Below are 26,556 nucleotides of genomic sequence, written 5' to 3'. Positions count from 1 at the left end.
CCCCGGAAATACATCCTTGGCGACCTCGGGCACGAATTGACCGGCAAAGGTGTTGGCGGTGACGGTCGTCAGCACCGTGGGAAGCTTGAACAGCTTGGCGGCCTTGGCGATGATCTGCAGATTGTTTTTGATTTTTAGTCGATCGTGGCTTTCAACGCCCATGAACATCTGCGGCTGAAAATCGATAAGGACAAGAGCTGCGTCGTCGGGTGAGAAGTGGTGGAGGAAATTGGTTGGCATGGGATCTTCCTTTCTTCCTGAATTCTTCCTGGCCGAAGCACCACCAGCGTAAGGAAGCGCAAGGGCTCCGAATAGCACCGTTGACCCATATTCTGATTCCGGGAAAACCGGACAAACACCGATAAGGAATACATTGTTTCCTGAAGAGAAGTTGACTTTGGTCAAAACTTGGCTGCCATCTGTTCCAGATGAAGGAGCCAAGGACGATGGCGCTACGCCGAGATCGAAGCAGGCAAACTCTCGACGATGAAAAGACCGGCCCCCGAAAGAACTCCAAGTCAATGACACGCCAGTGTTCAGTGATCAGTTAGTTGTTGAAGGAGACCCAGGACGACCCGTTCATCGATGACATTCTTGGCCAGCTTTGCAAACGATTGAATACGGTCGGCGTACCGGTCGACCGCACTACGGTGCATTTCCGTCGTGGCGTTTTGCAGCCCATGTGGCGCCGCCGCGAAATTTCTGCATGACCTGACGGTTGAATTCGACGCCGTGACTACGGTGTTTTGCCATGGGTTTTCTTTCCGAAAACCCGAGAGGCCGGTCAATTCCTCATCCCGATCTGTTCACCCCAAGGGGCGCACTCCAGTCGGAGCCAACATTCCATGCCTAATCACGGCCGGGCTCGGAATCAGCAATCTGGATTATTGCGGCCTCTTTGCTCTCCCGCCGGGAGCCTGCCCGTTGCCAGCCATTCGGCGCAATCACTTCCAAGTTGCCTCTCCGCTATAGTCTCGTATAGCCTGACGTCGTCCTTTGTAAGGACTTCAGCCCATCTTCCGTTCGTGCCCTTGTAGATGAAGGCGTCGGCGCCGCCTTCGAGCATCGCTTCAGGCAGCGGCAGGTCTCGGGAAGCATTCGCCTTCATGTAAGCAAAGGTGCATTGCTCCATGATGGTGGGCCATCTTTGTTCATTGATCGGGATATCGAGAAATTCCGCGATTCGGCGCATCTGACCTTCCATGTCGGTCTTAAGGTTCGCGTAATGCAACATCAGCACGTTGGGAAGATTGCGGATTTTCCACCAGCTGCGGACGTTGTCCCAATACGACCAAAAGGGATAACCGTCTCGCATCAGCCATTCGAGAAAATAATCGTGGATGTTTGGATTGGGTCTTGAAATGGGAGGGCCTACGCGATTTGGCGTGTCATTCACGGCTTTGTAATAGGTTTCGTTGAAATTCACGTGGTGATTGTAGAAGCTCCAGAGGACATCGCGTCCATCCCGGGCGACATAGACATATTTCGCCTTGGGGGAAAACACCAGCGCATCGACCGGTAGGTGGGTCTTGACAACACGCCTGTGTGTCTGAGCCTCCATCTTGGCCAGCGTCTCATTGCGGGGAAGGATGCGCATGTCGAGCCAGGGGGCGATGTCCATAACGTCGATGTTCTGGGCACCGTCGAATAGCAACTGTGCGATGATCTGCTGGGTCCAGGTCGTGCCCGATTTGGCGTAGGTCGCCACGACGATATCGTCGTTGCGAAAGACGAACTCGTCCCAGATCGTGGAGTCCAGGTGGTGGTTCATTATGTCCCGCGTCTTTCGCGGAAAGTTCGCTGCAGCAATCGTCATTTTGCAAATCTCCCATCATCTAAATTCGTGGTCGCGGGGTGACCATCCTTGCTTAGCGGACCAATTGCCTCGCCAAGCCAATGGTTGTTCATGGAACTTCCCTTGACGCATGGAACGTGCGGCGGTGCTGTTATCTTGTCGTTTCAGCCACACGAAACCGGCCTACAACTGCAACATTGGTCGCGCATTGGCGACAGGCGCGCGAGCGCTCGGATATCCTCACCAAATGCGGACTTGGCCGTCAACGCGTGGCTGATGCGCAACCTGTATGCCGGCTGCGCCGACGTCGGGGGGCTCCGTTACGGTTGTCACTCAAAGCGGCAAACCTGAAATCCGCGAGAAATGCGCTCTGCTCATTCATTTCCGCCAGGCAGTGAAAATTCGCAGTGAAAACTGAAAACAGTGAAAACAGAGCGCAGTGCCAGCGGCGTGCTCTTATGGCTCATGGAAGGCAGCGCACGCTTGCACGATCGTTCGCCCGCAAAACTTCGAGAAACGATGGTGCAATTGCCTCCGAAATCATACCTCACACATCTCCAGCGTCTTGAAGCTGAAGCGATCCATATCTTTCGTGAGGTCGCGGCGAATTTCTCCAGGCCGGTCCTGCTGTATTCTATCGGCAAGGACTCCTCCGTACTACTGCACCTGGCGTTCAAAGCCTTCTATCCGGCCAAGCCGCCGTTTCCATTCCTCCATGTCGATACGATGTGGAAATTCAAGGAGATGATCGCGTTTCGCGATTCCGAGGCGAGACGGCTCGGCTTCGATCTTCTTGTCTATAGCAGCCAGGAAGGCATTGACCAGGATATCAATCCCTTCGTCCACGGGGCCAGCGTGCACACCTACATCAGAAAGACAGTGGCACTCAGGCAGGCGCTCGATAAATACGGCTTCGACGCCGCCTTCGGGGGGGCGCGACGCGACGAAGAAAAGTCCCGTGCGAAGGAACGCATCTTCTCCTTCCGCAACGCGCAACATGCATGGGATTCCAAGAACCAGCGTCCAGAAATGTGGAAGATCTACAATGCCCGCATTGCCAAGGGTGAATCGTTCCGTGTGTTCCCCATCTCCAATTGGACCGAACTTGACATCTGGCAGTACATCCTTCGCGAGAATATCCCCATCGTGCCGTTATATTTTGCTGCCACCCGGCCGGTCGTCGAGCGCGACGGCATGCTCATCATGCGCGACGATGAACGCATGCAGCTTCGAGAAGACGAGGTACTGGAATACAAGATGGTGCGTTTCCGCACGCTCGGTTGCTATCCGCTGACCGGCGCAGTGGAGTCCGGCGCATCGACCGTTCCCAAGATCGTCAGCGAAATGCTGGTCTCTCGCACCTCTGAGCGCCAGGGCCGGTTGATCGACGCTGACGCTTCGGACTCGATGGAGAGAAAGAAAAGGGAAGGGTATTTCTGATGACGGCATTTGCTCATCTCGAAGTGCATCCTGCCACCGCCAGCGAAAGACTTGATGCCTATCTGGCCGAGCAGGAGCGAAATTCACTCCTGCGCCTCGTCACCTGCGGTTCCGTCGATGATGGAAAGTCCACCTTGATCGGTCGTCTTCTCTACGACACCAAACTGGTCTTCGACGATCAGCTCGCCGCTTTGCAGTCGGACAGTCACAGGCATGGGACCGCCGGCGAAGAGCTGGATTTCGCCTTGCTCGTCGACGGATTGGAAGCCGAGCGGGAACAGGGCATCACGATCGATGTCGCATATCGGTTCTTTTCGACGCCGAGGCGCCGCTTCATCATCGCCGACGCGCCAGGTCACGAGCAGTACACGCGCAATATGGCAACGGCGGCCTCCACCGCGGATGTTGCGATCCTCCTCGTCGATGCGCGGCACGGAATTCTGCGACAGACGAAACGCCACAGCTTCATTGCCGCGCTGCTTGGAGTGCGCCATGTCGTCCTCGCGGTCAACAAGATCGACCTGGTTGGGTATTCGCGAGAGGTTTTCGAGAAGATCGTTGCCGAATATCGGAAATTTGCGGTCAGGCTCGGCTTCTCCGTCATGTCGATCCCGATTTCGGCGCGCTTCGGCGACAACATCACTGGCGCCCCGTTCCTCCTACCATGGTATCACGGTCCGGCGTTACTCGAATACCTGGAAGGCCTGTCCCTCGATAACGAGGAGGCGGCACAACCGTTTCGCTTCCCGGTTCAATATGTCAGCAGACCCAATTCCGATTTCCGCGGTTTCTCAGGCACGATCGCGTCGGGCATGATATCACCCGGCGACGAGGTTGTCGTTGCGAAATCCGGCCGCAAGGCGCACATCAAGCGTATCGTCACCTACGACGGTGACCTTGAACGCGCCACTGAAGGGCAGGCCGTCACGATCGTTCTCGACGACGAAATCGAGATTTCGCGGGGCAATGTACTCGCGGCGCCGTCCGCACGGCCCGAGGTGGCGGATCAATTCTCCGCCCACATCGTCTGGTTTTCCGACAGCACACTCATTCCTGGTCGCAATTACATCCTGCGCACGGAGACGGATCAGGTCATGGCCACCATCACCGATCTGAAATACCGGCTCGATGTCGACAGCTTCGCGCAGGAGGCAGCCAAGTCCCTCGAGCTCAACGGGGTCGGCATATGCAATATCTCGACACAAGAGCCTATCGTATTCGATCCCTATAAATCCAACCGTGCAATGGGCTCGTTCGTTTTGATCGATCGCCTGACCAACGCAACCGTCGGCGCCGGCATGATCGATTTTGCATTGCGCCGCGCCTCCAACGTGCATTGGCAGGCTCTTGACATCGACAAGGCGCAGCGCGCGTTGCGAAAGGAACAGAAGCCAGCAGTTCTCTGGTTCACGGGATTGTCCGGCTCCGGGAAGTCGACGATTGCCAATCTTGTCGAGAAGCGTCTTTCATCGCTCGGCATGCATACCTACACCCTTGACGGTGACAATGTCCGCCATGGCCTCAACCGCGACTTGGGGTTCACCGAAGAGGATCGGGTCGAGAATATTCGCCGCGTCGGCGAAGTCGCCAAACTGATGACCGATGCCGGGCTCGTGGTTCTCGTATCCTTCATTTCGCCCTTCCGCTCGGAGCGTCGAATGGTGCGCGAATTGTTGGATGAGGGGGAATTTCTGGAAATCTTTGTCGACACCTCGTTCGAAGAATGTGCGAGGCGCGATCCGAAGGGTCTCTATGCCAAGGCCAAACGAGGGGAAATTAAGAACTTCACCGGCGTGGATTCTCCCTACGAGCTGCCGGAAAATCCCGAGCTTTGCCTGCAGACCGACGGGCGCACGGCGGAAGAACTTGCCCGTGCTGTCGAGGAGCTGCTGGTCAAGAGGGGCATCATCCTTCAACATCTTCGAAGGGCATAGGACCGATGGATCATTCACTTGCGCCCAACTCCGGGTTCCTCGAAGCTGAATTGAAATTACTAACCCTGCTCATCGAAGAGGTTGCCTTAAAGGCAGGAAATGAGTCCTGCGTTTTAAGGGAAAGACTGCGAGGTCCACCTGAAGGAGGACAAATCGCGGGTAACGGCTGCTGATCGTGCCGCGGAATCCATTATTGTGACGACGCTGCGCCGGGCCACACCGGATATTCCCATTGTTGCCGAGGAAGAGCTGTGCAACGGACTGCTTCCCGGCGAAATCGGCGACAGTTTCTATCTGGTCGATCCGCTCGATGAGACACGTGAATTCATCGACCAGAACGGAGACTTCACCGTCAACATCGCGCTAATCGAAAGGTCGGTTCCCGTGCTTGGCGTTGTCTACGCACCGGCGAGACGTCTGCTTTTCTCGGGCGGTCCCGGAGGCGCCGAAGAAACCATTGTGGATGGCGATTGCGGCATCGTCGCGCGCAGAAGAATCTTCTGCCGTCAGGCGCCGAAATGGATGATTGCGGTGGCAAGCCGCTCGCATCGTACGCCAGAAACAGACGTGTATCTTCAAAACTAGACGGTCGAGAATTGTGTATCGGTCGGCTCCTCACTCAAATTTGCGCTGCTGGCGCGGGGCGAGGCCGACATCTATCCGCGATTTGGCCGAACGATGGAGTGGGATACGGCGGCAGGAGACGCAGTGCTTCGCGCAGCAGGCGGGATGACGCGTGCGCTGTATGGCAGGGCCCTGACCTATGGTCATCGCAATCGGACTGAGCAAGCCGACTTCGCCAATCCATATTTCGTCGCTCGTGGAAGATAACCCACGAGGCGCTCTTGCCGCGATACAGGACCGTGGCGCCCAACACAATGCCGTTTGCGAGCAGGAAGGCTAGCCTGGATGGAGTAATGGGCGGAGCCCAGCAAGATAGATTAAGGCCTGGTGGTCGTCCCTCACAATGATGGTGTCGATGGTGTCGCGGAGTCAGGAGTGGCCTGCTCCGACCGGTGCGTCCGTAACAGTCTCCGCCGCTGACTACGTCATTCCGCACTAGGCTAACCTTCGCCTTTGTGAGGCGGTTCACTCTCACGCAGGCCGGGCGTGGCTGGCTCGACATCATTGAAAGCATCGAGGAGGCACAGGAATTCGCCACCCAGTGCCTATAGACGTACAACAACGAACGGCCCAATACGGGCATTAGCGGCATCAGACCCGCGCAGAAACTGAAAATGGCCGCGTGAATTCTGCCACAGGGCCCTTTTAAAAACGGCGGGATTACCAGAGCTTAGATCTCGTGAATGGCCATTTTGCATAGTCCTTGTCGATGACAAGTGTAGCAATTCGACGCCGTCCTGAAACAGACCAACAATCCCATTGTCGGATAGTGCGTGTGTGAAATTGCCAGGAGGCAAACGAGATTGTCGCACTTTAAACAAACGGACAACTACAAAATCTCTGTCGCGGGAGCGGGCGCCATCGGCGTGACGCTGGCTGCCCGCCTCCTCATCGGCGGATATCGTGTCAGTCTGATTGCGCGTGGCGCGAACTTGGCCGCAATCCAAAAAGATGGGATACGATTGCTTGACAACGAAGGTGATCATCGCCTGAAGATCGATGCCGGCACCCCTTCGGATTATCCCGTCCAGGATTTGGTCTTCCTGTGCCCCAAATCCCAAGACCTGCCCGCCTTGGCGGCGGCTGTTCAACCGCTGATCGGTCCCAACACCATGATCGTGCCAGTCATCAATGGCATTCCCTGGTGGTATTTCGATGGGCGGGACGGACGTTGGAATGGCCCTCAGATCGGCTCCGTCGACCCCGATGGCGCCCTCAAGGAGCTGCTACCCTCGCCGCAGATTATCGGCACCACAACATTAATCACAGCCGAGCGGATACAGCCAGGTGTGGTAAAGACATTCAATCCGCTACAGATGACGATCGGCGAGTTGGACGGTCGGGTTTCGGACCGTGTCGAACGATTGGGGGCGATCCTGCAGCAAGCTGGTATCGCGACGCGCGTGACCCAGCATATAAGGGACTCCGTATGGACGAAAGTGGTCCGGAACCTAGTGTCCAATCCCGTCACCGCAATAACCGGCGCAAGCTTGCGGGAGAACTTTTCCGACAACAATCTCGCTGCCATCAGCGAGCAGATGCTGCATGAAGTTCTGCCCGTGATAGCAGCCTACGGGGCTCGGCTCGAGATAGATCCCGAAACGATCATGACCGCAGGGCGAAGCATGGGGGACGTCAAGACGTCCATGCTTCAGGATCTCGAGCGCGGCTCTCCTCTGGAGTTGGCTTCGATTTGCGACGCCGTCATCGAACTCGCCGACGCGCATGGAATTTCAATGCCGGTCACGCAGGCAATCACCGCACTGGCACGCTACAAGAGCCTATCGGGCAATCAGGCGCAGGCTGCTTGACCTAACGGTCAAAGGTGATCGGCGATCTTCAGGCGGGCGCGGCCGCTGTCCGGCGGCATTGAGAGCTTGCGTCGACGACGGGCTATCCACTAGTTGACGTCAGATCGACATCATCGGCGAGCCAGTGCCCCAATTTTTGAAGCGCCGGCCCGGAGGATCGGCGCACATCGTCAACGATTTCGCGATTGTGAGATTGGACAATGGTTGCAGTCAGGAAAATGCTCGCTGGTTTGCGCCAGCACTTTGTGCCACCGGAGCCATCTCACCGCGATGGGCTGGAAGCACTGGATCTTATGGGCGGCTGGCGTGGAAGGCCGACGACGTTTCTGTCTCGTATCGCTCAAAGATTGGGGTGGTATGACCTGTGAACTGCCGGGATTCTGGTTCACATACGGCGAGGTTTTGCAATCCATCTGGAAATCCGACATCGCACCTGCGCACTTCGGCATGACTTTCGAGGTGCCGCGCGGTCAGTCTTGTCGACATGTCATGCCACCAAGGAGCTGTTATAACCATGCAGACCAAACCGGGATCACAGAATATCGTGCGGCTTGTATCGCGGGACGGACAGATTGTGGGACCGGTTCGTGAATTGTTAACGGGCGAACCCGATTTCGAGCGCTGTGCGGCCAGTTTCGGCACCGAGAAGCCAGTGTCCAAACAAAACGATACGCCCCTGTTGGCCGGGGTTTTCGTGATGATATTCCTTATGTTCGTCGCCGAAGGCTATATGAGCGTATGGGCTCTGTTCGGCTACAGACTGCAGAATTTTTCCTATCAGGAGTTCAAGCTGGATATGGCGCCGGGCGATCGAACTCATACAAATCGCTGATCTAGGACCGACATTCATGGCCAGGCCGCTATTGCGGTGAGATGGATAAAACCGGGGAAGTGAATGGTTCGGTGTTCATAGCGGTGGCGAAGCGGCGGAAGTGCTTAGGCCTGGATCGCCGGCCTTCCCCGGCAGCAAAGGCGCGATCCTGGACTGTGCGTCGTTCAATTCCTATCGCTTGACCGCAATTAGAGCCTCCGTGCCAAACACGGTGTCCTATGAATCAGTCATCAACTAATACGGGAATCCTGAATGTCGATCCGTCCTAGGACTGTGTGTCCCAAGCGCCAATTTCAGCCTGCAATTATTTCAATTGTAATGCATTTCCAGCTGCGGCTAACAATCCGATCAGATCGAGGTGTTATAGAAATTTATCGCAACCGGGGTAATTAGACAGTGACCTTCGTAAATCGCGCGCCCCTACAAGACAATCCGAACTCCGCTTGGCAAGATTTTCCCGCGGGACGGGAAAGACTTATTTTGATGCTTTTGCTCGCTGCCGCCGGCGGCGCCCTGGAATTCTACGATTTCGTCATTTTTATTTTTTTGGCCGATGTCATCGGAACCCTTTTTTTTCCGCCAGGCCTGGCTCCCGGTTTCGTCACGTTGCAGACATTCGGTATTTTCGCTACCGGCTATATATTCCGCCCTTTGGGAGGGGTTGTTCTGGCGCATTTTGGCGACCTCTTTGGAAGGAAAAGGGTATTTGCATTTTCGATCCTTCTGATGGCTCTTTCGACGCTCGCGGTCGCATTTCTTCCGACCTATCGGACAATAGGCTATGCCGCGCCAATCTCACTGGTGCTCTTGCGCATGCTTCAGGGGATAGCAATTGGTGGTGAGGTGCCTGGTGCATGGACATTCGTCGCCGAGCACGTCTCTGTGCGCCGTATGGGCATCGGATGCGCTCTGGTAGGCGTCGGCCTCAATCTGGGCACGATCATGGGATTGGCGACCACGGCAGCAGTGACAGCGCTTCTTTCGCCAGACGACGTGCTGAGCTACGGCTGGCGGCTACCATTTCTTTTGGGTGGCGTATTTGGCGTGATCGGCGTCTATCTGCGGAAAAGGTTGCGCGAGACACCGATATTTTCGGCGCTGCGAGCGCAAAAGCTACTGGTGCTGGAGCTTCCATTGGGTGTGGTCATTCGTGACTATCCAGCCGGCATTTTCGTTTCAATTATCTGCACCTGGATTTTGTCAGCTGTGATTGTTGTGTTCACGTTGATGATACCGACGATCCTGCAACAGCTTCACCATGTCGGTCGCGAGCAAGCGCTTCTTGCGTCAGTGATCGGTACGATCTCGCTCACGATCGGCGTTATTATTGCTGGTGCCATCCTCGATCGGATCGGCCCAGCCAAGCTTTTCGTCCTTGGTGGATTGCTGCTTGCGATTGGCGACACCATGCTGTACGCCGCCGAGTGGATTGACGGCCGGTACATCGACGGCATCAGTGCAGTTGTTGGCCTGCTGGCGGGAGCAGTCATCGGGGCAGTGCCGGTAACGATGGTCCGCTGCTTTCCGCCACCTGTCCGGTTCACCGGCGTGTCTTTCTCCTACAACATTTCCTACGCATTGTGTGGCGGACTAACGCCGGTTCTGGTCGCGGTATTCCTGACCCTCGGTCTTGCTCCGCACGTCTATTACTTGGCCTTTATCAGCGTCCTCGGCATCGCATTGGGCATTTACCTGCTTGTTTTCCCCGAGATTATAGCAAATGAACGGCTTTGATGCGGATTCCAGGAATTAGCCGGACGGGATTCCGATCACAATCCGGACTGAGTTGCCTGCGCTCTCGGACACAAGGCATGCTGCGAGGACTTCTCCGTCGCTTATCATCGCCTCCCAAGGCTCTTCGCTACACGTGCACTGGCCCGCGGCGACGGCCGATATCCGAAGGTCCTCAAGACCCTGGCCAGAACCGACCTGCTTATCCTTGACAACGGGGCGCGGAGAGGCTCAACGACGAACAGCGTCGCGATCTCGTGGAAATCATCGAGACCGATGCGAGAAGCGATCCACCATCGTCACCAACCAGGTGCCCGTCGAGCACTGGTACGACATGATCGGCAATCCGACTATTGCCGACGCCATCCTCGACCGCCTCGTGCACAATGCCTATCGCATCAAACTCAGCGGCGAGAAGCATGCGAAAACAGAAAGCCGTGACCACCGACCAAACAAACCCTGGCTTGACCGCGAAACAGGTTCAGGTCAAAAACCCATACGGCCCCGAGGCACACCGATTGTCCGGCTTCAAATCCGTATCGCGTCCGGCAAGAGATTGGAATAGCCGTCCGGCATCACCGGAATACGCAGCTTTGACCCGTGAGCCTGATTGCCGTCTTTGAAAACAGGCAAAGGGTAAGATGGCGGCCATTGTGCGGCCGGTGAAGCCCGCATCAGGCATTGCCTTTCAAGGGTTCATGGCCGCGTGTTTGCGGGCGGCTTCCAATCATCTTGTGCAAGGTTGTCGCCAGGCTGTTTGAGCTGATCGGTTTTCGAAGCTTTGCAATTCCGGTCGACATGCGTGCGTCTACACCATCTCTTTCCTGGTCGGTTATGAACAGAGTCGCGATCGGTTTGAACTCGTCAACCGCTTCTTTCAGGTTCGGTGGCGACTTCCACAAATCCAGATCCAGCACGATGAGGTCCGGTTTAATGTCGCCTTTGGCAAACCATTTCCGCAAACTTGCGAGATCCGAGAAACCGGCCGGCTCATAGCCAAGGGCGGCAATTTTCTCTTCGTACATCAACCGCAAGCCGCTATCGCGTTGAGCGATGACGACGATCTCGCCGTTCCCAAGTGGTGTGTGCCGCTCATCGAAGAAATGCGCCAAGGGAATGGGCGCTTCCGATGAAACGGGAAAATAAAGGCTAAAGCGGGTATACTGGTCAGGCTCGCTCTTGACGTCGATTTTGCCACTCATGCCCGTAACATAGCCGTGCACTGCGGCAAGCCCTAGACCAGTGCCGCCGCTTTTGGATTTGGTGGTGAAAAAGGGTTCGAAAATGTGCGGCAAAACGCTCTGCGCAATTCCCGTGCCCTTGTCCGAGATTTCGACGAGGAGGTAGCGACCAGGAAGCAGTTCTCCGTGTGAAAGAAACAGTTTGGATTTGACATCCACACGTCTTGCGGTGACATCTATTCGTCCGCTTTCGCAAGAGGCCTGGGCAGCATTCATGCACAAGTTCATGATGACCTGCTGGAACTCGATGGGGTTGCCAAAAACCGCCGGGAGCTTGCCGGGAATTTCCGCAGTCACGATGACGGTTTCCGGGATCGATATCTTCACCAGAGGGATGATGTCATCAATGGCCTCTTTCGGGTCGAACGGCCGGTTGACCCGCTCCCGTTTGCGGCTGAAGGTCAGGATCTGTTCGATAATATGCTTGGCACGCTCGCCACTTGCCAGAATCTCGCGAACATATTGACGGGCGCGTGCTGGCGTATGGTTTATCTGAAGCGCCATCTCGCCGTAGCCCAAAATCGCCGCAAGCGCATTGTTGAATTCATGCGCGATGCCGCCTGCAAGCGTTCCAACCGCCTCCAGCCGTTGAGAATGCTCCAAGCGCGCCTCCAGTGCATCCTTCTCGAGGCGTTCTTTATGAGTTCGCAAGCTTTGGGCCAGCACCACAACCGCGTTTCCAAGCAGGCGGATTTCGTCGTTAGTGGGTTTTGTTCGCACCTCACGATGCTCGAGAAGCAGCAAGCCGATCGTTTTCGAATCGATACTCGTAGCGGTGATCGATCCCGCACTCAGTGATCCCTCCGGAAACGCCCGAATCTCACTCTGTTGGAGATTGTGGTAGTGGAACTGATCCCAGGGCTGCTGGCTCTTTGTAAACGATTCACACTGCTCATGGGCAAGACGCTCGATAAGCGCATGAAACTCGTTGTTCTCGGCGTCCACGAAGATCTGTTCTAGCTCGCGCGTCTCGGTGTTGATCACCGCGAAAGCATGGCCACTTGCGTCGAAAAACTGGGCTACAGTGCCAAGGGAGGTGGATATTGCTGCCCTGATATTCTCGAAATCCTCATCACAGCGATTCTTGATGGCGGCGGCGAGGTTCTCGAAATCCAGCTGCTGTTTGAGCCTATGGGCCTGAGTACGCAAGCGGTAAATCAGAACAGTGATATAGATGCATAGAGAAATCGATATCGATCCGAGCAGCAGCCGGCTCCAGGCGGATCGGGTGCTGATCACTCCATACGCATCGAGATATTTCTCTTGCAGGAGTTGCGCTTCGGAGGATGTCTGCGATGATTGGATGAGCTCTATCGTGTTGTCGACAGAGGGCAGCGTGTTCAAAATCATCGTCGTGTGTGCGACAAAGGAGTCAACCGTCGGAATACCCGACGCCAGGCTTGTCATGGCGGATAATCGGCCCCTGATAATGTCAGCGAAACGATCCTCGGGGTTAGCGGCAAACCGCATCATAAGGTTCCCTAAATCGGAAGAGGTTCCAAGAACTCGGACGACCGAAGGATTTGTACTCATGTGAAGCTCGCTCAGCATTTGGTTTGCGAGAGAGATCGAGTTTTGCAAGATTGCGTTATCGGTCTTGAAACGTTCGACCAGCAGCTCGTCGCCGTTGATCGAGTCTGTGAGTTTCCGCAGCTCCAGTTCCAGCGAGGAGAGGTTTTCGACGCCACTTTCAGGAAAAAGATGTCCGAGATCCGATACGGCCGTGTGCAGGTTGACGACCGAGTCAACAAGGGGATCGTAGTTTTTGAGCAGGGCCGCTCTGGCTCGCAAGACGTCGCGCTGAAGGGATGCATGGTTGATATCGATCGCGCGCAGCGACGTCAGAATTGCTTCATGTGTGTCTCGCGGCGGGACGCGGCCAATTGCCAGGAGCGCGAAGCAGACCGCGCCCGCGACCACGATCGAGATACGCCACAATTCAATCGTTGCTCGCTTTACTGGTCGCACTGAGCTTGTGTCCATCGTACTCGCCAGTAAGTGTATTCAAAAAGGCAACGAGCGCGTCAATCTCGTTCGTCGTCAGTGTCCGGCCAAGCTGGCTTTGGGCCATTGTTGAAACCGCCTCGTTCAGGGATGAGGCTCGGCCATCGTGAAAATACGGGGCCGTTACCGCGACGTTGCGCAGGCTCGGTACTCGAAACACGCCTTTGTCAGCCTCGCGGTTCGTCAACGTGAACCGCCCAAGGTCGCTGTCGTTGAAGTCGTCAGCCGCAGGAGCAGACGAAAATATTCCAAACTTCTGAAACATATTGCCGCCGATGTTCGACCCCTGATGACAGGATGCACATCCATAGTCCTTGAAGAGGCGATACCCCTCCAGTTCCTTCGAATTCATTGCTCCAGTCTCACCCTGCAAATATCGGTCGAAGGCGGAATTAGGGGTGATGAGCGATCTTTGGAAAACTGCCAACGTGTCGAGAAGTGCAGTGCGATCAACATTGTGACCGTAAATTCGCTGAAAAGCAGCCGAATATGAAGGGTCTGCCTGCAGCCTGCTCAGCAGGCTGTCCCAAGTCACCGCCATGATGTTCTCGTCCAACAGCACCTTTTCATTCTGCTGCTCCAGGGAGGTGAAATCCCCCCTCCAGCCGAGCCGGTAATTGTTGCCGACATTGAAGATCGTCGGCGCATTGAAGCGGTGGACCCGTCCCATATAGCCGATCGTCCGCTTGACGTGGATGGTCCCGCCCGTCCTGAGGTCATGGCAGGTCATACAGGATAGTTGACCTTTTCCCGAAAGAATGGGGTCTGCAAAAAGCGCGCCACCGAGTGCTACTTTCGATGGATCGAGGAGAGGCGGTTCTCGGAGCGGTGCCAGAGGTTCGCGTGTGCTTACGAATGTTGCTCCCACGAGCGCGGTTCCCGCCGCGAGCGTGATAGCGAAGCACAGCGCGCCAAGTTTGAGCGAGCGTGACAGAGCCATGCCGACACCTAAGCAGCGACACGGCGCGACGAATCTGATCACTTTGCCCTCGCGCGTTCTTCGACAGTGACTTCCGTGTCGAATATATAGCCGGCCCCGCGTTCGGTTCGGATCATTTGGGGGCTCGACGGGTCGGTCTCCAACTTCCGCCTCAAACGCAATATCAGCACGTCGATGCTTCGGTCGAATATCTCCTCGTCATGAACCCTGCTGGCAGCAAGAAGCTGCTCTCGCGACAGCACCTGTAGGGGAGACTTTAGAAAGGCGACGAGCAGGTTGAATTCGCTTGCCGTCAGCTTCACTTCATTCTCATTTGCCGCCAATAGCTGACGCTTCTTTACGTTCAGCGACCAGCCCGCAAAGCTGTAGATCTTGCGATCCTTGCGATCCGTGGCAACCGGTCGGACGCGCAATGCAGCGCGGACCCGGGCCAGCAATTCGCGCAGACCGAACGGTTTCGTAATATAGTCTGTCGCGCCGAGTTCCAGACCGACAACCTTGTCGGTCTCTTCCAGCCTGTTGCCACTGATGATGATGATCGGCGCATCTGATTTGCCGGACAAAGTGCGCACGATTTCAAGTCCATCCTCATGGCCCAGGTTGAGATCGACCATGACAAGATCAACCGTCTCGGTCTGTAAAACCTGGCCGAGCTGATAGCTGTCTTTGACGCCCGTGACCCGAAACGCGTGCTGGGACAGGTAGTCAATGAGTAGCCCGCGAAGTTTGCTGTCATCGTCAACGACGATCATGTGTTTCACGGTAATGCTCCTGGAATGTATGATAAAGGTAGATCCGGATAGCTTGAGTTATCAATGATGGGGATCGAATAGCCATTTGCACCAAGGCCGTGCTGGAGGGCGTCGTTGCGGAAGCCGTGGACAGCATGGGAACCACGACTTCGCGCCAATCACAGGGCATTTGCCTGAGCAAACTGCCGAACATATGATCCGTCTGACTGGCGCAGCGGGGACCGCTCTTCCTGCGCCGCTGCACTGTTAGATCTAATGACTCATCGCTTCTCAAAGATTAGGCCCGCCTGCCGCTGTTGCCCCTAGAATCAATTCAAGCGCCGTTGCGATTTCAATGAGGCGATGGTCACTACCGGCGGCCATCGTCAATTGGATGCCCACGGGCATGTTGTCCCGATCAAAACCTGCGCGAATGACCGCCGCGGGCAGCCCGCTCAGACTTTGAGGCGCAATGTAACCCATGACCGCAGTGCGCAATTCAACGCTCTGACCATCGTGGATGAGGGCATCGGCGCCGATCTTGACGGGACCGACAGCGGACACTGGCGACAGGAGCACTTCGCCCCCGGAGAACAATGAAACAAAGTGAGCTGTGAATGCCGCCCTTCGCTGCGCCGCTTCAATGTATTCTGGCAGGCCGTATTGGGCAGCCAAATCTATGCGTTTGCAGACATCGGGACTGTATTCTTCTGCACGGAGCGGATAATGCCGGAGTGTGATTTCATGCCTTAACCTCGCTTCCGCATTGAGGGTCGGCGCCAGAATTCCGTATGGATCCGGTCTGTCGGTCTCCGGCCAGCGTCGGTCTATTATCGTTGCGCCATTCCGGGAGAGGGCGCGGCATGCTGCTGCAAACACTCGGTTAATGTCTTCTGTCAATCCAACGGGATGAAGATCGTCGACTACCAGTATGCGCAGGCCAGCCAGCATCTTGGGATTTGGTCCTTGGTCTTTCATGCCAGGACGATAGGTGCCATCCAGAACGGCCAGCGCCAGAGACAGATCGGCAGCGGTCTGCGCCATCGGACCGACATGATCGAGTGATGAAGCCAACGCGAATGCCCCCTTTGTAGACACGCGGTCGCGGGTCGGCTTTATCCCCGCTGTGCCGCAAAAGGCGGAAGGAATACGAATCGATCCGCCTGTATCCGAGCCAAGTGCCAAAGGCAGTAGATCCGCCGCCAGCGCCGCCGCCGAACCGCCGCTTGACCCGCCGGGGACCCGCGTCAGATCCCAAGGATTGCGAGTGGGCCCATGAAGCGCGCTGGTCGTAGTAATGCCCCAGCCAAACTCATGCGTCGCCGACTTTCCAACTAGAATCGCACCCGCCTGACGCAGCCTTGCGACGGCTTCGGCATCGGTTCGCGGAATATTGCCGCGGTAGAGCGCCGAGCCGTAGGTCGTTGGAACATTCTCGGTGTCTAAGAGGTCTTTTGCCGCGAACGGGATGCCATCCAAGGGCAGGGCAATACCGCCCATGTATCGCTTTTCCGAGGCTCTCGCTTCTTCCATGGCACGCTCGACACAGAGCGCCGTCAACGCATTGATACGAGGGTTGAGGTTGGCGATGCGTGCCACTGACCTCTCCAGGATCTCCACCGGCGACATCGCGCCGGAACGGAAGTTTTCGAGAAGCCCTGCAATGGTTAAATTCTCGTTCATCTACGGTATCTCCTCACCACAATGACAAAATAAGGTCGTCAAAGGCATTCGCTCCGAGAACTTCCACACGCTCGCAGTCAGCCGGGAAATGATGGCGGGTCAGCGCTGCGATCCGAGGTATCGCAACCTTCTCGATTCCAAGATCCCGGAGACGTTGCGGCAAGCCTAAATCGCCGACTAGACGATCAATGGCACTCGCCGTCGCAGCCGGGTTTGGGGAGCTCAGCCCAAGAGCAGCGCCGATCTGCGTCAACTTGGCCGGTTCGAGCTTCGCGAACATCCTCATAACCGGAGCAAGCGTTATACAAGAGGTAAGGCTGTGGGGGACCTGATAACTGCCACCGAGAATGTAGCCAATGCGATGGCTAAGCCCGGCACGGATAGTCGCGGGCGCAAAGTAGCTCATCCAGGCCGCAAGTTGGGCGTCGAGACGCTCGGCCAGTGCCGGCGAACGTGCCTGGGGAAGCGCCCGCGCCATCCGCGCTATGCCCTCCAAGGCGACCGCATCAGTCACTGGCCGCTTACCCGGAATGAGCAGCCCCTCGATGGCATGATCCAGCGCCTTGATTCCCGAACTCAGCCAAAGGGTCTGCGGCGTCGATAGTGTCAGTTCCGGATCGAGAAAGACGATTTGCGGCACAACGCCGGGATCGGAATAGGTTCGTTTGAAAGGTCCCTTTTCCGTTATCTCCAGGACGCCGTAGACGTGCGCAAACTCAGCGCCCGAAAGTGTTGTCGGAAAGGCGATGATCGGTGGGATCCGGCCCGTCTTGCGTCCCACATTACCGGCGACGGCCTTCGCAGCATCGATCACCGATCCGCCACCAAATGCGATGAGAGTATCGGCCTCGTCGTGCTCGATGGATTGGGTTACCATCTCGACGCCTTCTACCGGTACATGTGCCGGAAGATCGCTGACAGTGCGGACGTGCCGTTCTCCTATAAGATGCACGAGATCGCCCACGTGCCTTCCGTGACGTGCAAGGCTGGCGGTCGTAAGCAGAGTCACCCTTGAGCCGCCGATCCGGTCCAGCTCCTGAGCGAGCTTGCTGCGGCAGTAAGCACCCCAGATCACACTACGAGTAGGCAGTGTATCGTGCCGGCCGTGGGCCGGATCACTGAGTTCATCACGAGAAGACGAGAAGGCCATATCTTTCCCCAAACTGCGGATGGGCAGAACTTGACCGCCACTTTCACCACACCGGCTGGCTATCGACCGAAGAGGCCAGCCGGCATCGTTCGCTTTGCTTAGTCGACGATGGGCTCAAGCCTGGCGATCATTTCGTCCTTGCGATAATTGAGTCGGTCCGGAAACTTCAGGTCTTGGCCGAGAGTTTCGGCGGACTCGTCCTTCAGCCAGCCCTTCTCCTGTGTCACAGCGGCCTCGAAGAGGGCGCCCGCCGGCGTGCGCACATAGACAGAGTTGAAGTAGTTCCGGTCTTTGACCTCCGAAACATCGGTATAGCCCAAACCTTCCAAATGGAGCTTCAAGTCCATCTGGACTGACGCGGTCGGCAAATCAAAGGCGATATGATGGACCGTACCACAGGACCAGGTCCAGCTTCCCTGGGGCCGATCTTCCTCATGGAGAACCTCCAGAAGCGCGGCGTCAGCACCGCGACCCATGGCGAAGCGCACGTTTTTCCCATCGTTGCCCTCGCTGATGAAACCAAGACCGTCTACAAGGAAGGCAGAGAAAGGTGAGATATCCCTAGCAGAGATGGTCACGGATCTCATCCCTTGGATCGCCGCCTCGAGGGGAACCCCGCCTTCAGTCCAAGCCTTTCTTATATCGTCCGGCGTCTCGACGATCTCGTATTCAATGCCGCAGGGATGATTAAAGCACAGACGCGTTACGCCGAGCCGGTTTTCGACACGCGTAGCATAGCCGAAACGTTCAAGACGCTGCTTCCAGAACGAAAAGCTCCCGGCTGGAACACTCAGACTGAGAATGCGGACTTGCCCTGATCCGACGCTACCGGAGGTTTTCCAGGACATTGGAAAAGTGGTAACAAGCGAACCTTCCTGGCCGGACGCATTGCCGTAGTAAAGGTGGTAGAAGGGCTCGTTGCCATCAAACAGAACGGTTTTTTTGATCATTCGAAGACCAAGCACCTTAACATGGAAGTCGTAATCTTCCTGCGCCGAGCCGACACACATTGTAATGTGGTGGTAACCACGAACTGGCAAATCCTGAGACATCGCTTGCTCTCCTTAGGGCTGAAGTTGATTTTACAACGCGGCCGAGCTTACAACTTTCGTTTAGGTAGCGGTGCTTTCAACGCACGACAAGCCACCCAACTAGGGACGCTTAGTCCAAAAAAACCGGACGGCAACTTGAGTTTCGGACCTTTTGAGTGGAGTGGTTCCACGAGAATGCGCATCGATGGGCCAGCCGGATCTGACGTACTGTAGAATCTGTTCGCATTAAGGACCCGACCCGCGCTACCAATCGTGCATCGACCATGCAATCAAAGACCTGGCATTACAGTTGCGGTTTAATTTCAAATGAGCTTTTCGAGCTGCCGCCTGATGGGCGCGTCTCCAGCATGCAGTGCTCCAGGCTGTGTCGCCAATACTTATTGCGCTCTCTGAAATACTGCATTGTTCGATGCCCTCGGGGATATCACTTCTTCCCTGATCGATAATTATAGGCTTTCCGGCGTCAATATCCGAAAACCACGAACAATTGCGCCCGCCCAGTTCTCTCGAGTCCGACTTGACTAGGGCCACCCTTCTGCATCGGCAAAATGCGGCGAACATTTCCAGCTGCGACGATCCGTCGGCACTCCCGCAGAATACGTCTGGTGTCATGCCCAGTTTAGGGAGGTCGACAGCTGGATGGGGGTAACCGGTGTTCCGCTCCCACATTGGCTTCGCCGCCTTGAACTGGAATTGGCTTTCCACGGTCAAACGAGTGAAAAGCTGGCCGGTCAACATCGGGTAATCTTGTAAAGACAAAATGCGGCCAAGGCCGTTGCTATCACGATGTAGCCCGATATCCTTCTATCAGGCGGCGACAAAGTAGATTCCGGATGTCCAGAAGAATGTCGTAGCAAATCCCTCTAAATTGCTTTAGCGCTGCTCAAATAGAATGCGGCTGTGAAGAGACATTGCCGGTCAAGCTGTGGCTCCGCATCCTCGCGCCGTCGGCGCCGATTTAGTGTCGAGAAAGTCAGAAGGTTTCGCCGACCATCTCTTCACTTTTCACCCAGAGCGCCTTGGCTCTGTCGGGGGCGAGCGCATAGGCGTATACGCCGCCACTGATCGAGAAAATAGCGGCGCTGTCGTTGATCCCGGCGACATGGCAATCTTCGCAATAGCGGCCGCCCACCGCATCGGCGTCGGCAATGATGGCGGCCCAGACTGAGGTGGCAGCCCCCTGAGGGACGGACTTGAACACGAAGGGTGGCAGACCGTTTGCGACATCGTTCGCGGTCAGATAGTCCATGAGTCGCTGCAAGGCCTCATCGCTCATATGCCGGCTGAGTTCAGTCTGGATGGCGCCGGGGTGCACCGCTGTGGCGCGCACACCGCGATCGCGATGGCGGCGATCGAATTCGACCGCGAACAGGCTGTTCGCGGTCTTGGACCGGCCATAGGCGATGAATTCCTGATAAGGTGCATGATCGAAGTTCGGGTCGTCGAGATCGACATCGGAGATGCGATGCCCGGCCGACGAGAGGTTGACCAGCCGCCCACCTGGCCGGATCAGCGACGCGATGCGGTTCACCAGCAGGAAATGGCCGAGATGGTTGGTGCCGAACTGGGTCTCGAAGCCATCAATCGTCCTGCCGAAGGGGCAGGCCATAACACCGGCGTTGGCGATAACGACGTCAAGCGGACGTCCGTCCGCGATCAGAGCGCCCGCACAGGCGCGCACGCTGGCGAGTGACGCGAGGTCTAATTCGACCAGTTCCAGCGACCCGCCGTCCGGGCCGGGGATGACGGCTGCAGTGGCGCGGCGCGCCTTGTCCAGATCACGGACGGCGCCAACTACATCGGCGCCATGAGAGACCAGAACTCGGGCTGTCTCGACCCCAAGACCCGCCGATACACCTGTCACCAGGACGCGCTTGCCACTGAGATTGATACCCTCCAGTACCTGGTCAGTCGTGGATTGTGGGCCGAACGAGTGATTCATGATTATCTCCTTGTTATTTTATCCGCGCTGAACCGTTGGAAAGACAAGCGTGACCCGATTGCTGCGGCAGACCTGGACAACGAGACCCGTCGTCCTAGTTGATGCGCCGATAGATGGTCCGTGGCCATGATTTTTGGCACAAGTCGCGCTACAGCGTGCGCAATCGCGCCGATCGTAGCTGTTGCTTTACGATCTTCTGCTAAGTCTAAAGCCTCTGCGCCAAAAGGAAGCCCGAGCCGCCACCTAGGCCTGCCCCCGGATGGGTCGATGCGCCGATGTGGTAGAGGCCCTTGACGTTGGTGTCGTGGTTGACACTCCCCTTGAACGGCCGCCAGAGGAAAGCTTGATCGATGGTCGCTGAGCCACCATAGGGGTCGCCGCCGACCAGGTTGATATTCATTGTCTCGAGATCGGCAGGCGAATAGGCGCGTCGCGCTATAACGCTTTCCTTAAACCCGTCGATGTTGTCAGCGAGGATCGCCTCGACTCGGTCAGCAAAAGCCTCGCGCAGCGCCTCAGTCCATTTGCCGTCAGCCGGCGCTTCTAGCTTGCCGGCCGCATCGCCCTTGATATGGCGCGGCGCCTCAGGAAGCTGCAGCCAAAGGATCGCCTTGCCCTGCGGGCAGCGCGATGGGTCCAGGACGTGTGGCTGGCCGACACAGATCGTCGGTACCTCCGGCAAAATGCCGCGCATGGCCTCGTTGCATGCCTTGGACGTGCCGTCGAGCCCGGGCGTCAGATGAAGCAGCGCCACTTTGTCGAGCTCTTCGCTGCGCCAGGCCGGCGGCCGATTGAGAGCATAGTGAACTTGGAAGTTTCCTTTGCCGTAGCGGTATTTCCGAACGTTCTCGGTTTTCTCGGCCGACCTCTCATCTGCAAGCAACCGATCGTAAAGCTGCGTAGGCGTGACCGAGCAGATCACGCTCTTTCTGGCCGCGATTTGCTCGCCTGAAGCAAGTCGCACGCCAACGGCGCGACCGTTCTTCCGGACAACATGCGCCACGTCGGCGCCGGTGCGGATTTCGCCCCCACGTTCCTTGATCAGCGCCTTGAAAGCCTCGATGAAATTCTGCGCCCCTCCCTTTACGATGGGCGCACCAGCGGCTTCCAATGCGAAAGCTATGACTTTGGTGATTTGGCCGGAGAATGCGTCTTCGGGGGCGAGCCCTGCATGGAGCACCCATGGTGCCCAGAGCGCGCGCATCGTCTCTGACTGATAGGCGGTTTCGAGCCAACCGCGCGCTGGCACGAGCGCTTCGCCGAGGAAACCGGCAAAGTTGCGCGGCCCGCGCCGCCACGCCTCGCGAGCCAGAAGCTTCAGCGTCGGCCATGACCACAACCCACCGCCCAGCAGACCGAACAGCAAGCCTGCGTTCTTTCCGATCTCGCCGACGTCGCGGCCGTACTGGTCGCCGTCGCCTATTGCCGCAGCATTGAATGCGGCGATATTCGCCGCCTGATTCATCCGTTGGATCAGATAGCTGCCGTCCGGCCTAAGCACGCCGGTCGGCGTGTCTGTGTTGCAGAACTCCAGCCCGTGCCGAGCGAGATCCTTGCCAAGCACTGCATATGCCGGCCCGGTCGTGAACAGCACAAAAGTCGTGGCCATCACGTCATGGACGAATCCTGGTGCCGTGATCTCTTCAGTTCGGATGCAGCCGCCGATCATGCTGTTGCGCTCGAGCACCAGAACCTTCGCCCCCTTACCCGCAAGGACGGCTGCGCAAACCAGTGCGTTGACACCGCTGCCTACAATGATGTGGTCTGCTGTGGTCATAGACGCCTCCCATTGGCCAAGCGTCCCCCAACTCGCGCGTGACAGCGCACCCTGCCGCGCGGGTCGGACTGCCTAATGTCTGAGCCCCTGGTGTGGTCGCCCGCGCAAGCAACACCTGCATGCTGATCCCATCGCATCATTCTTTGCACCTTTCCGAATTTGTAGATCGCCGCATCGAGTATCGATGTGGCTGATGCGACGCGATTGTCGCGAAATATCAAATCACCATGGTAGGAATTCGCCGTCGTAGGTGCGGAAAGTGCCGGCATCCTCAAGACGAAGCTGGTCGATGACCTTCCGGATGCCTTGAACGCAGACCTCCGGCGAAACAGGAGCCTCCCTGCCGCCCATATCGGTTGCGACCCAGCCTGGATGAATAACCATCGCGGTAACGTCGGCTTCCCGCATTTCCACGGCTACGCATTTCCAGGCCTCGTTCAGCGCCGCCTTGGAAATGCGGTAGGCCATCATAAACGACGAGCTTGTTTGCTCGATCGAGCCCATTTCGCTCGTAATGGCGACCAGCTTGCCTTGCTGCGCTTTGGACAAATTAGACGCGAGCGCCTGCGCCAGACGCAGCGGCCCCGCCGTGTTGATGTTCAGGGTAGCCGCCAAATCGATGAAGTCGATCGCGCCAAAGGACTGCCTATCGCCCCCGGCGACGCCGGCCGAGACTATAGCGATGTCGATTGGCTGATCGCCGACATTCGTCGAGAACCTTGCGACGGACTCATCGGAGCTCGTATCGAGGCCGTGTATCGCAATGTTGCCGTTGCTTTTGAGTGACGTAAGGGCACCAGCGGTTGCCGGATTGCGACAACCAGCGATTACACGGTAACCCATCTCGGCGTACTGTCGAACAAGTTCGAGTCCAATTCCCCGGCTCGCGCCGGCAACCAGAACAGTTTCTATCATGATTATGCTCCAATTTAAAAATATATCTTAAATACAAGATGAGCTACTATGCTCGGCGATTCAATATTGATTATTTTTAACTTGGTTACATGTGTAATAGAAATAAACCTTCTACCTCAGACGACGCATTTTATGAAGAGTTTCTTCATGGAAAAACAGCGATTTTGGCAAAATATGCGGGCAAAAAACGCAGCGCGCATGCCCGAACCCTTGTCGGATTTCGTTTCGCGTCAGCCCCGTCAAAATGTTCGTGAGCATTTGGTGCGGTGTGATTGAAGTGTGCGAAATCGGAATGATCGGGCAGAGGGCGCGATGTGACCATGTAGGGCGCTGGTGAGAGCCCTACATGACGTATTTGCGCAATGCGTCGAGCTCGACGGCATTCTTGGCGTTGAGATCGGGCGACCAGGAGCGACGATAATTTGATACCAACAGGGCGACTGGAGCCCTAACGTTAGGGCTACCGCCGAAATTTCTCACACCATCGCCGCCTTCAGGGGCTGGCCGCAAAGGAGGCGGCCGTAGAGTTCGAAGCCGGTGGTAGGCACCAGCAATCCATGCAGAGTTGCTACGCGAAGATCACGCCAGACGCGTCCCATTGGGTCGCCCACCCCCGCAGCCGATCCGCCATAAGACGTGGCCAGCATATCCACCGCTTCAATGATGAGGCGGACGGCCAATGCGATGTCACGGCGAATGCGAGCGCGGTCAAGCGGTGGCATATAATCACCTATAGACTCTGCATTAAGGTCGAGAGCTTCGGCCGAGTTTCGCACGAGGAGATCGGCCGCATCGATTTTCGCGGTGATTTCGCCGATCTGCAGATGCGTTACTGCGGATTCGATCTTCATTTCATTGAGGCCATAAATTACGCGGCCGGGTAAGCGATCAAGGGAGATGTCGATGGCGGTCTGTGCCGCGCCTAAGAGCGGGAAAAGCTGCGAAATCGTAAGCAGAGGATCTGCAGCGGTGCGATAGAGCGGCGCGGTTGCCAGCGATGCTTGAGTCTCGCCGGCAAATAATGCAGAGGCCGGCGTCACAAGATCTCCGGATACGAAGACGTCCTTGACAAGTATACCGGAGCTGCCGGTACCTCTGAGACCCGTGACGTCCCAATCATCCAAAATTGTGATGTCTTCGATCGGTACGAGAGCAAAGCCGAGATCAGTGAGATCCCCAGTCTCATTTACCAGAGGGATCGCAAGCAGATCCCAGTTGGCGTGATAGACGCCAGAATTGAAAGCCCATCGGCCTTCTTCTATGACATAGCCTCCTGACGCTTTACGCACTTTGGCCTTGACGAGGGACGCAGCGACGCACCCCCGGAAGCCGCCAGGCGTAGCGGACAACCTGTCTTGGATATGTTGGGGAAACAGTGCGTAAAGGACCCACGCGGCGTTGTTCATCACAGCTGCAACCCAGCCAACGGATAGATCGCCGCGTCCCAGCTCCGCGATTGCGGCTTTTCTGGTCTTCACATTTGCTTGCAAGCCGCCACGGTTGCGGGGCGTTGACAGATCAAACAACCCTTTCTCAAGAAGGCGGTCGAAAAGATCACGTGGAATTCTGCCGAGCGTGTGAATCTCTTCCGAGCGGCTACGAATTTCGGGTACTAACTCACCGGCGCGGGCGACGATTGCTTCATCTATTCCTTCCGGGGGATTGGATTTGGTGTCGCAATTATTCGTCATATTGGGTTCCTTGTTTTTGTGGAGACGCCTGGAGCGGCCAGCTCTTGTCCAGCTAATTATCGACGATCACTACGGCTGGTGGCCGCTCGGCCGCGCCATCTCCATTCGGGCGAGGGCAGGGACTCATCGTCTGCGATATTGAGCGTGGGGTCAGTAGTTGGCGAAGTGTTCGCCCATTACCCTTTCCTTTTGCAATATTCGGATGCTGAGCGGTATGGCGTAGATCGCTAGGCCGATCACAGGAGTGAAATAGGCGGCCAGTGCGAGCCCAAAGCCCATAAGTTCGGGGAGGATGTTGGGATAATAGTTGGGGTGAGCATGCTTCAGCGCTATCGCCAAGATGAATACGCAGAGCCATCACACTGATTGCCGGGAGTGAACTCTTCAGCAATCTGGATCAAGGCTGCTGCGAGCCGATCGGGCATCGAGAAGAATGGCGAGTGATCGCTCGCCAACGTAATCACCGGCCGGCAGGGCAGGGCGGCCTGCATGTCGCGCTGCTGCTGTAGGAAGAGAGCAGCATCGTCGGCAGTCTCAACATAGCCGCGAGGTAGATGCGCAAAGCCATTGCCAGCCTGCACGGGGTCAGTGAAGAGTGCGAGCGATTGCGGTCTCAGTCGCGCGAGTGCGCGCTCCACTCGATCGGGCGAACATTTGCCGTAGAAATAAGATCGGGCGATTTCCGGATTCACTAGCGCGCTTCCATCCGGTTGCATCACGATCAGTTCGGCATCGGCCTGTGGCCTAATAGAGCGCTCATTTGCCGTCACCATGCTGTCGCCACTAGGCAGCAGGTGCGCACCAACATAGATCAGTCCGAAGATCCGATTGTTCCCATATTCCGCCACCTGGCTGATCACTGGCCCGCCGGCACTATGTCCCACAAGAACGACAGGCTCACTAATCGTTGCGAGCAGCTCCGATATCCGGCCCGCACAGCGCGCAAGCGAGACTTCCGCCGGTGGCGTTAGGTCCTCACCGAGCCCCGGCAGGTCTGGCGCATAGGCTTTGTGCCCGGAAGCCTCGAGGAGCGGCGTGACCTCCTCCCAGCACCACCCGCCATGCCATGCTCCGTGAACTAAAACGAATACGGTCATGAACTATCTCCTGATTTATAAAGCGCCTTCTGATCGAGGAGCGTCAACTTGCTTGGGCAAAACCGGTGTGGGCGCCGGACGGAACGAAAGATGTCGTTCAATTTCGGCGCGCTTTGGTTCGAGCGACTCGGGCAGGCAGAGGGATTGACCAAGATCTTCCTTGTCC

22 protein-coding genes and 2 pseudogenes are annotated in these 26,556 nt (G+C 56.7%); 10 read left to right on the top strand and 14 right to left on the bottom strand.

The window, feature by feature from the left end; genetic code table 11:
• A partial coding sequence (locus PY649_RS32855; RefSeq protein WP_490385309.1) for a cysteine hydrolase family protein occupies positions 1-405 on the bottom strand: 405 nt, incomplete at its 3' end.
• A 146-nt stretch (positions 406-551) separates the two neighbouring features.
• On the opposite strand from PY649_RS32855, the gene PY649_RS32850 reads away from it, so the two are divergent.
• A complete protein-coding gene (locus PY649_RS32850) occupies positions 552-710 on the top strand; it encodes a hypothetical protein (protein WP_285873133.1) in 159 nt (52 codons plus the stop codon).
• A gap of 161 nt (positions 711-871) precedes the next feature.
• On the opposite strand, the gene PY649_RS32845 is transcribed toward PY649_RS32850, so the two are convergent.
• On the bottom strand, positions 872-1,816 hold the full coding sequence (locus PY649_RS32845; protein ID WP_285873131.1) for a sulfotransferase domain-containing protein: 945 nt from the start codon (positions 1,814-1,816) through the stop codon (positions 872-874).
• Positions 1,817-2,314: 498 nt separating this feature from the next.
• On the opposite strand from PY649_RS32845, the gene cysD reads away from it, so the two are divergent.
• The 9 genes and pseudogenes from cysD to PY649_RS32805 form a co-directional block, all read left to right on the top strand.
• Positions 2,315-3,235 (top strand): sulfate adenylyltransferase subunit CysD, encoded by a 921-nt coding sequence (gene cysD, locus PY649_RS32840; RefSeq protein ID WP_285873134.1) that lies wholly within the window; start codon positions 2,315-2,317, stop codon positions 3,233-3,235.
• Positions 3,235-5,169 carry a sulfate adenylyltransferase subunit CysN gene (gene cysN, locus PY649_RS32835; protein ID WP_285873129.1) on the top strand — a complete coding sequence of 645 codons (1,935 nt, stop codon included), beginning with the start codon at positions 3,235-3,237 and terminating at the stop codon, positions 5,167-5,169. Before cysD ends, cysN begins: the two co-directional genes overlap by 1 nt.
• 195 nt (positions 5,170-5,364) lie before the next feature.
• Positions 5,365-5,754 (top strand): 3'(2'),5'-bisphosphate nucleotidase CysQ family protein, encoded by a 390-nt coding sequence (locus tag PY649_RS35260; protein ID WP_432761452.1) that lies wholly within the window; start codon positions 5,365-5,367, stop codon positions 5,752-5,754.
• Positions 5,755-5,799: 45 nt separating this feature from the next.
• Positions 5,800-6,000, top strand: coding sequence for an inositol monophosphatase family protein (locus PY649_RS35255; protein WP_432761453.1), 201 nt, complete (start codon positions 5,800-5,802; stop codon positions 5,998-6,000).
• Between the two features lie 281 nt (positions 6,001-6,281).
• Positions 6,282-6,419 (top strand): annotated as a pseudogene (locus tag PY649_RS32825) (IS3 family transposase); the annotation flags it as partial.
• Positions 6,420-6,596: 177 nt separating this feature from the next.
• Positions 6,597-7,604 carry a ketopantoate reductase family protein gene (locus tag PY649_RS32820; RefSeq protein ID WP_285873127.1) on the top strand — a complete coding sequence of 336 codons (1,008 nt, stop codon included), beginning with the start codon at positions 6,597-6,599 and terminating at the stop codon, positions 7,602-7,604.
• Between the two features lie 514 nt (positions 7,605-8,118).
• Entirely contained in the window at positions 8,119-8,436 is a 318-nt protein-coding gene (locus PY649_RS32815) for a hypothetical protein (RefSeq protein ID WP_285873126.1), read from the top strand.
• 396 nt (positions 8,437-8,832) lie between these two features.
• Positions 8,833-10,170: an MFS transporter gene (locus PY649_RS32810; RefSeq protein WP_285873125.1), complete on the top strand. Its 1,338-nt coding sequence runs from the start codon at positions 8,833-8,835 to the stop codon at positions 10,168-10,170.
• 51 nt (positions 10,171-10,221) lie between these two features.
• A pseudogene (locus PY649_RS32805) lies at positions 10,222-10,625 on the top strand (ATP-binding protein); the annotation flags it as partial.
• A gap of 216 nt (positions 10,626-10,841) precedes the next feature.
• On the opposite strand, the gene PY649_RS32800 reads toward PY649_RS32805, so the two are convergent.
• From PY649_RS32800 to PY649_RS32745, 12 genes are all read right to left on the bottom strand, one after another.
• The gene (locus tag PY649_RS32800; protein WP_285873122.1) at positions 10,842-13,391 is read right to left on the bottom strand and encodes a two-component system VirA-like sensor kinase; all 2,550 of its coding nucleotides are present in this window, start codon (positions 13,389-13,391) and stop codon (positions 10,842-10,844) included.
• A complete protein-coding gene (locus PY649_RS32795) occupies positions 13,348-14,352 on the bottom strand; it encodes a cytochrome-c peroxidase (RefSeq protein WP_285873120.1) in 1,005 nt (334 codons plus the stop codon). The genes PY649_RS32800 and PY649_RS32795 overlap by 44 nt, the downstream gene beginning before the upstream one ends.
• Before the next feature lie 38 nt (positions 14,353-14,390).
• Positions 14,391-15,113 (bottom strand): response regulator, encoded by a 723-nt coding sequence (locus PY649_RS32790; protein WP_285873119.1) that lies wholly within the window; start codon positions 15,111-15,113, stop codon positions 14,391-14,393.
• A gap of 261 nt (positions 15,114-15,374) precedes the next feature.
• A complete protein-coding gene (locus tag PY649_RS32785; RefSeq protein WP_285873117.1) occupies positions 15,375-16,766 on the bottom strand; it encodes an amidase in 1,392 nt (463 codons plus the stop codon).
• A 13-nt stretch (positions 16,767-16,779) separates the two neighbouring features.
• Positions 16,780-17,916 (bottom strand): iron-containing alcohol dehydrogenase, encoded by a 1,137-nt coding sequence (locus tag PY649_RS32780; RefSeq protein ID WP_285873115.1) that lies wholly within the window; start codon positions 17,914-17,916, stop codon positions 16,780-16,782.
• 98 nt (positions 17,917-18,014) lie between these two features.
• Positions 18,015-18,968 carry a VOC family protein gene (locus PY649_RS32775; protein WP_285873113.1) on the bottom strand — a complete coding sequence of 318 codons (954 nt, stop codon included), beginning with the start codon at positions 18,966-18,968 and terminating at the stop codon, positions 18,015-18,017.
• Between the two features lie 973 nt (positions 18,969-19,941).
• A complete protein-coding gene (locus PY649_RS32770; protein WP_285873111.1) occupies positions 19,942-20,910 on the bottom strand; it encodes an SDR family NAD(P)-dependent oxidoreductase in 969 nt (322 codons plus the stop codon).
• A gap of 205 nt (positions 20,911-21,115) precedes the next feature.
• Positions 21,116-22,687: a phytoene desaturase family protein gene (locus tag PY649_RS32765; protein ID WP_285873109.1), complete on the bottom strand. Its 1,572-nt coding sequence runs from the start codon at positions 22,685-22,687 to the stop codon at positions 21,116-21,118.
• Positions 22,688-22,909: 222 nt separating this feature from the next.
• Positions 22,910-23,602, bottom strand: coding sequence for an SDR family oxidoreductase (locus PY649_RS32760; RefSeq protein ID WP_285873107.1), 693 nt, complete (start codon positions 23,600-23,602; stop codon positions 22,910-22,912).
• A gap of 476 nt (positions 23,603-24,078) precedes the next feature.
• Complete coding sequence (locus PY649_RS32755) at positions 24,079-25,293, bottom strand: acyl-CoA dehydrogenase family protein (RefSeq protein ID WP_285873105.1); 1,215 nt, start codon at positions 25,291-25,293, stop codon at positions 24,079-24,081.
• Positions 25,294-25,443: 150 nt separating this feature from the next.
• Positions 25,444-25,632 (bottom strand): isoprenylcysteine carboxylmethyltransferase family protein, encoded by a 189-nt coding sequence (locus PY649_RS32750; protein ID WP_285873104.1) that lies wholly within the window; start codon positions 25,630-25,632, stop codon positions 25,444-25,446.
• Positions 25,623-26,390: an alpha/beta fold hydrolase gene (locus tag PY649_RS32745; protein WP_285873102.1), complete on the bottom strand. Its 768-nt coding sequence runs from the start codon at positions 26,388-26,390 to the stop codon at positions 25,623-25,625. The genes PY649_RS32750 and PY649_RS32745 overlap by 10 nt, the downstream gene beginning before the upstream one ends.
• Positions 26,391-26,556 lie beyond the last annotated feature (166 nt).

Origin of the sequence: Rhizobium mayense, assembly GCF_030272705.1 — a bacterium.
Lineage (GTDB): Bacteria > Pseudomonadota > Alphaproteobacteria > Rhizobiales > Rhizobiaceae > Rhizobium > Rhizobium mayense.
Note: the sequence above shows the minus strand (reverse complement) of the source record. Positions and strands in the feature narration are given on the sequence as shown.

What these genes read in the sequence shown, in the direction of transcription:
- PY649_RS32845 (WP_285873131.1), bottom strand. Translation starts at nt 1,816, where the DNA reads ATGACGATTGCTGCAGCGAACTTTCCGCGAAAGACGCGGGACATAATG.
- cysD (WP_285873134.1), top strand. Translation starts at nt 2,315, where the DNA reads ATGGTGCAATTGCCTCCGAAATCATACCTCACACATCTCCAGCGTCTT.
- cysN (WP_285873129.1), top strand. Translation starts at nt 3,235, where the DNA reads ATGACGGCATTTGCTCATCTCGAAGTGCATCCTGCCACCGCCAGCGAA.
- PY649_RS32815 (WP_285873126.1), top strand. Translation starts at nt 8,119, where the DNA reads ATGCAGACCAAACCGGGATCACAGAATATCGTGCGGCTTGTATCGCGG.
- PY649_RS32800 (WP_285873122.1), bottom strand. Translation starts at nt 13,391, where the DNA reads ATGGACACAAGCTCAGTGCGACCAGTAAAGCGAGCAACGATTGAATTG.
- PY649_RS32795 (WP_285873120.1), bottom strand. Translation starts at nt 14,352, where the DNA reads ATGGCTCTGTCACGCTCGCTCAAACTTGGCGCGCTGTGCTTCGCTATC.
- PY649_RS32785 (WP_285873117.1), bottom strand. Translation starts at nt 16,766, where the DNA reads ATGAACGAGAATTTAACCATTGCAGGGCTTCTCGAAAACTTCCGTTCC.
- PY649_RS32780 (WP_285873115.1), bottom strand. Translation starts at nt 17,916, where the DNA reads ATGGCCTTCTCGTCTTCTCGTGATGAACTCAGTGATCCGGCCCACGGC.
- PY649_RS32775 (WP_285873113.1), bottom strand. Translation starts at nt 18,968, where the DNA reads ATGTCTCAGGATTTGCCAGTTCGTGGTTACCACCACATTACAATGTGT.
- PY649_RS32770 (WP_285873111.1), bottom strand. Translation starts at nt 20,910, where the DNA reads ATGAATCACTCGTTCGGCCCACAATCCACGACTGACCAGGTACTGGAG.
- PY649_RS32765 (WP_285873109.1), bottom strand. Translation starts at nt 22,687, where the DNA reads ATGACCACAGCAGACCACATCATTGTAGGCAGCGGTGTCAACGCACTG.
- PY649_RS32760 (WP_285873107.1), bottom strand. Translation starts at nt 23,602, where the DNA reads ATGATAGAAACTGTTCTGGTTGCCGGCGCGAGCCGGGGAATTGGACTC.
- PY649_RS32755 (WP_285873105.1), bottom strand. Translation starts at nt 25,293, where the DNA reads ATGACGAATAATTGCGACACCAAATCCAATCCCCCGGAAGGAATAGAT.
- PY649_RS32745 (WP_285873102.1), bottom strand. Translation starts at nt 26,390, where the DNA reads ATGACCGTATTCGTTTTAGTTCACGGAGCATGGCATGGCGGGTGGTGC.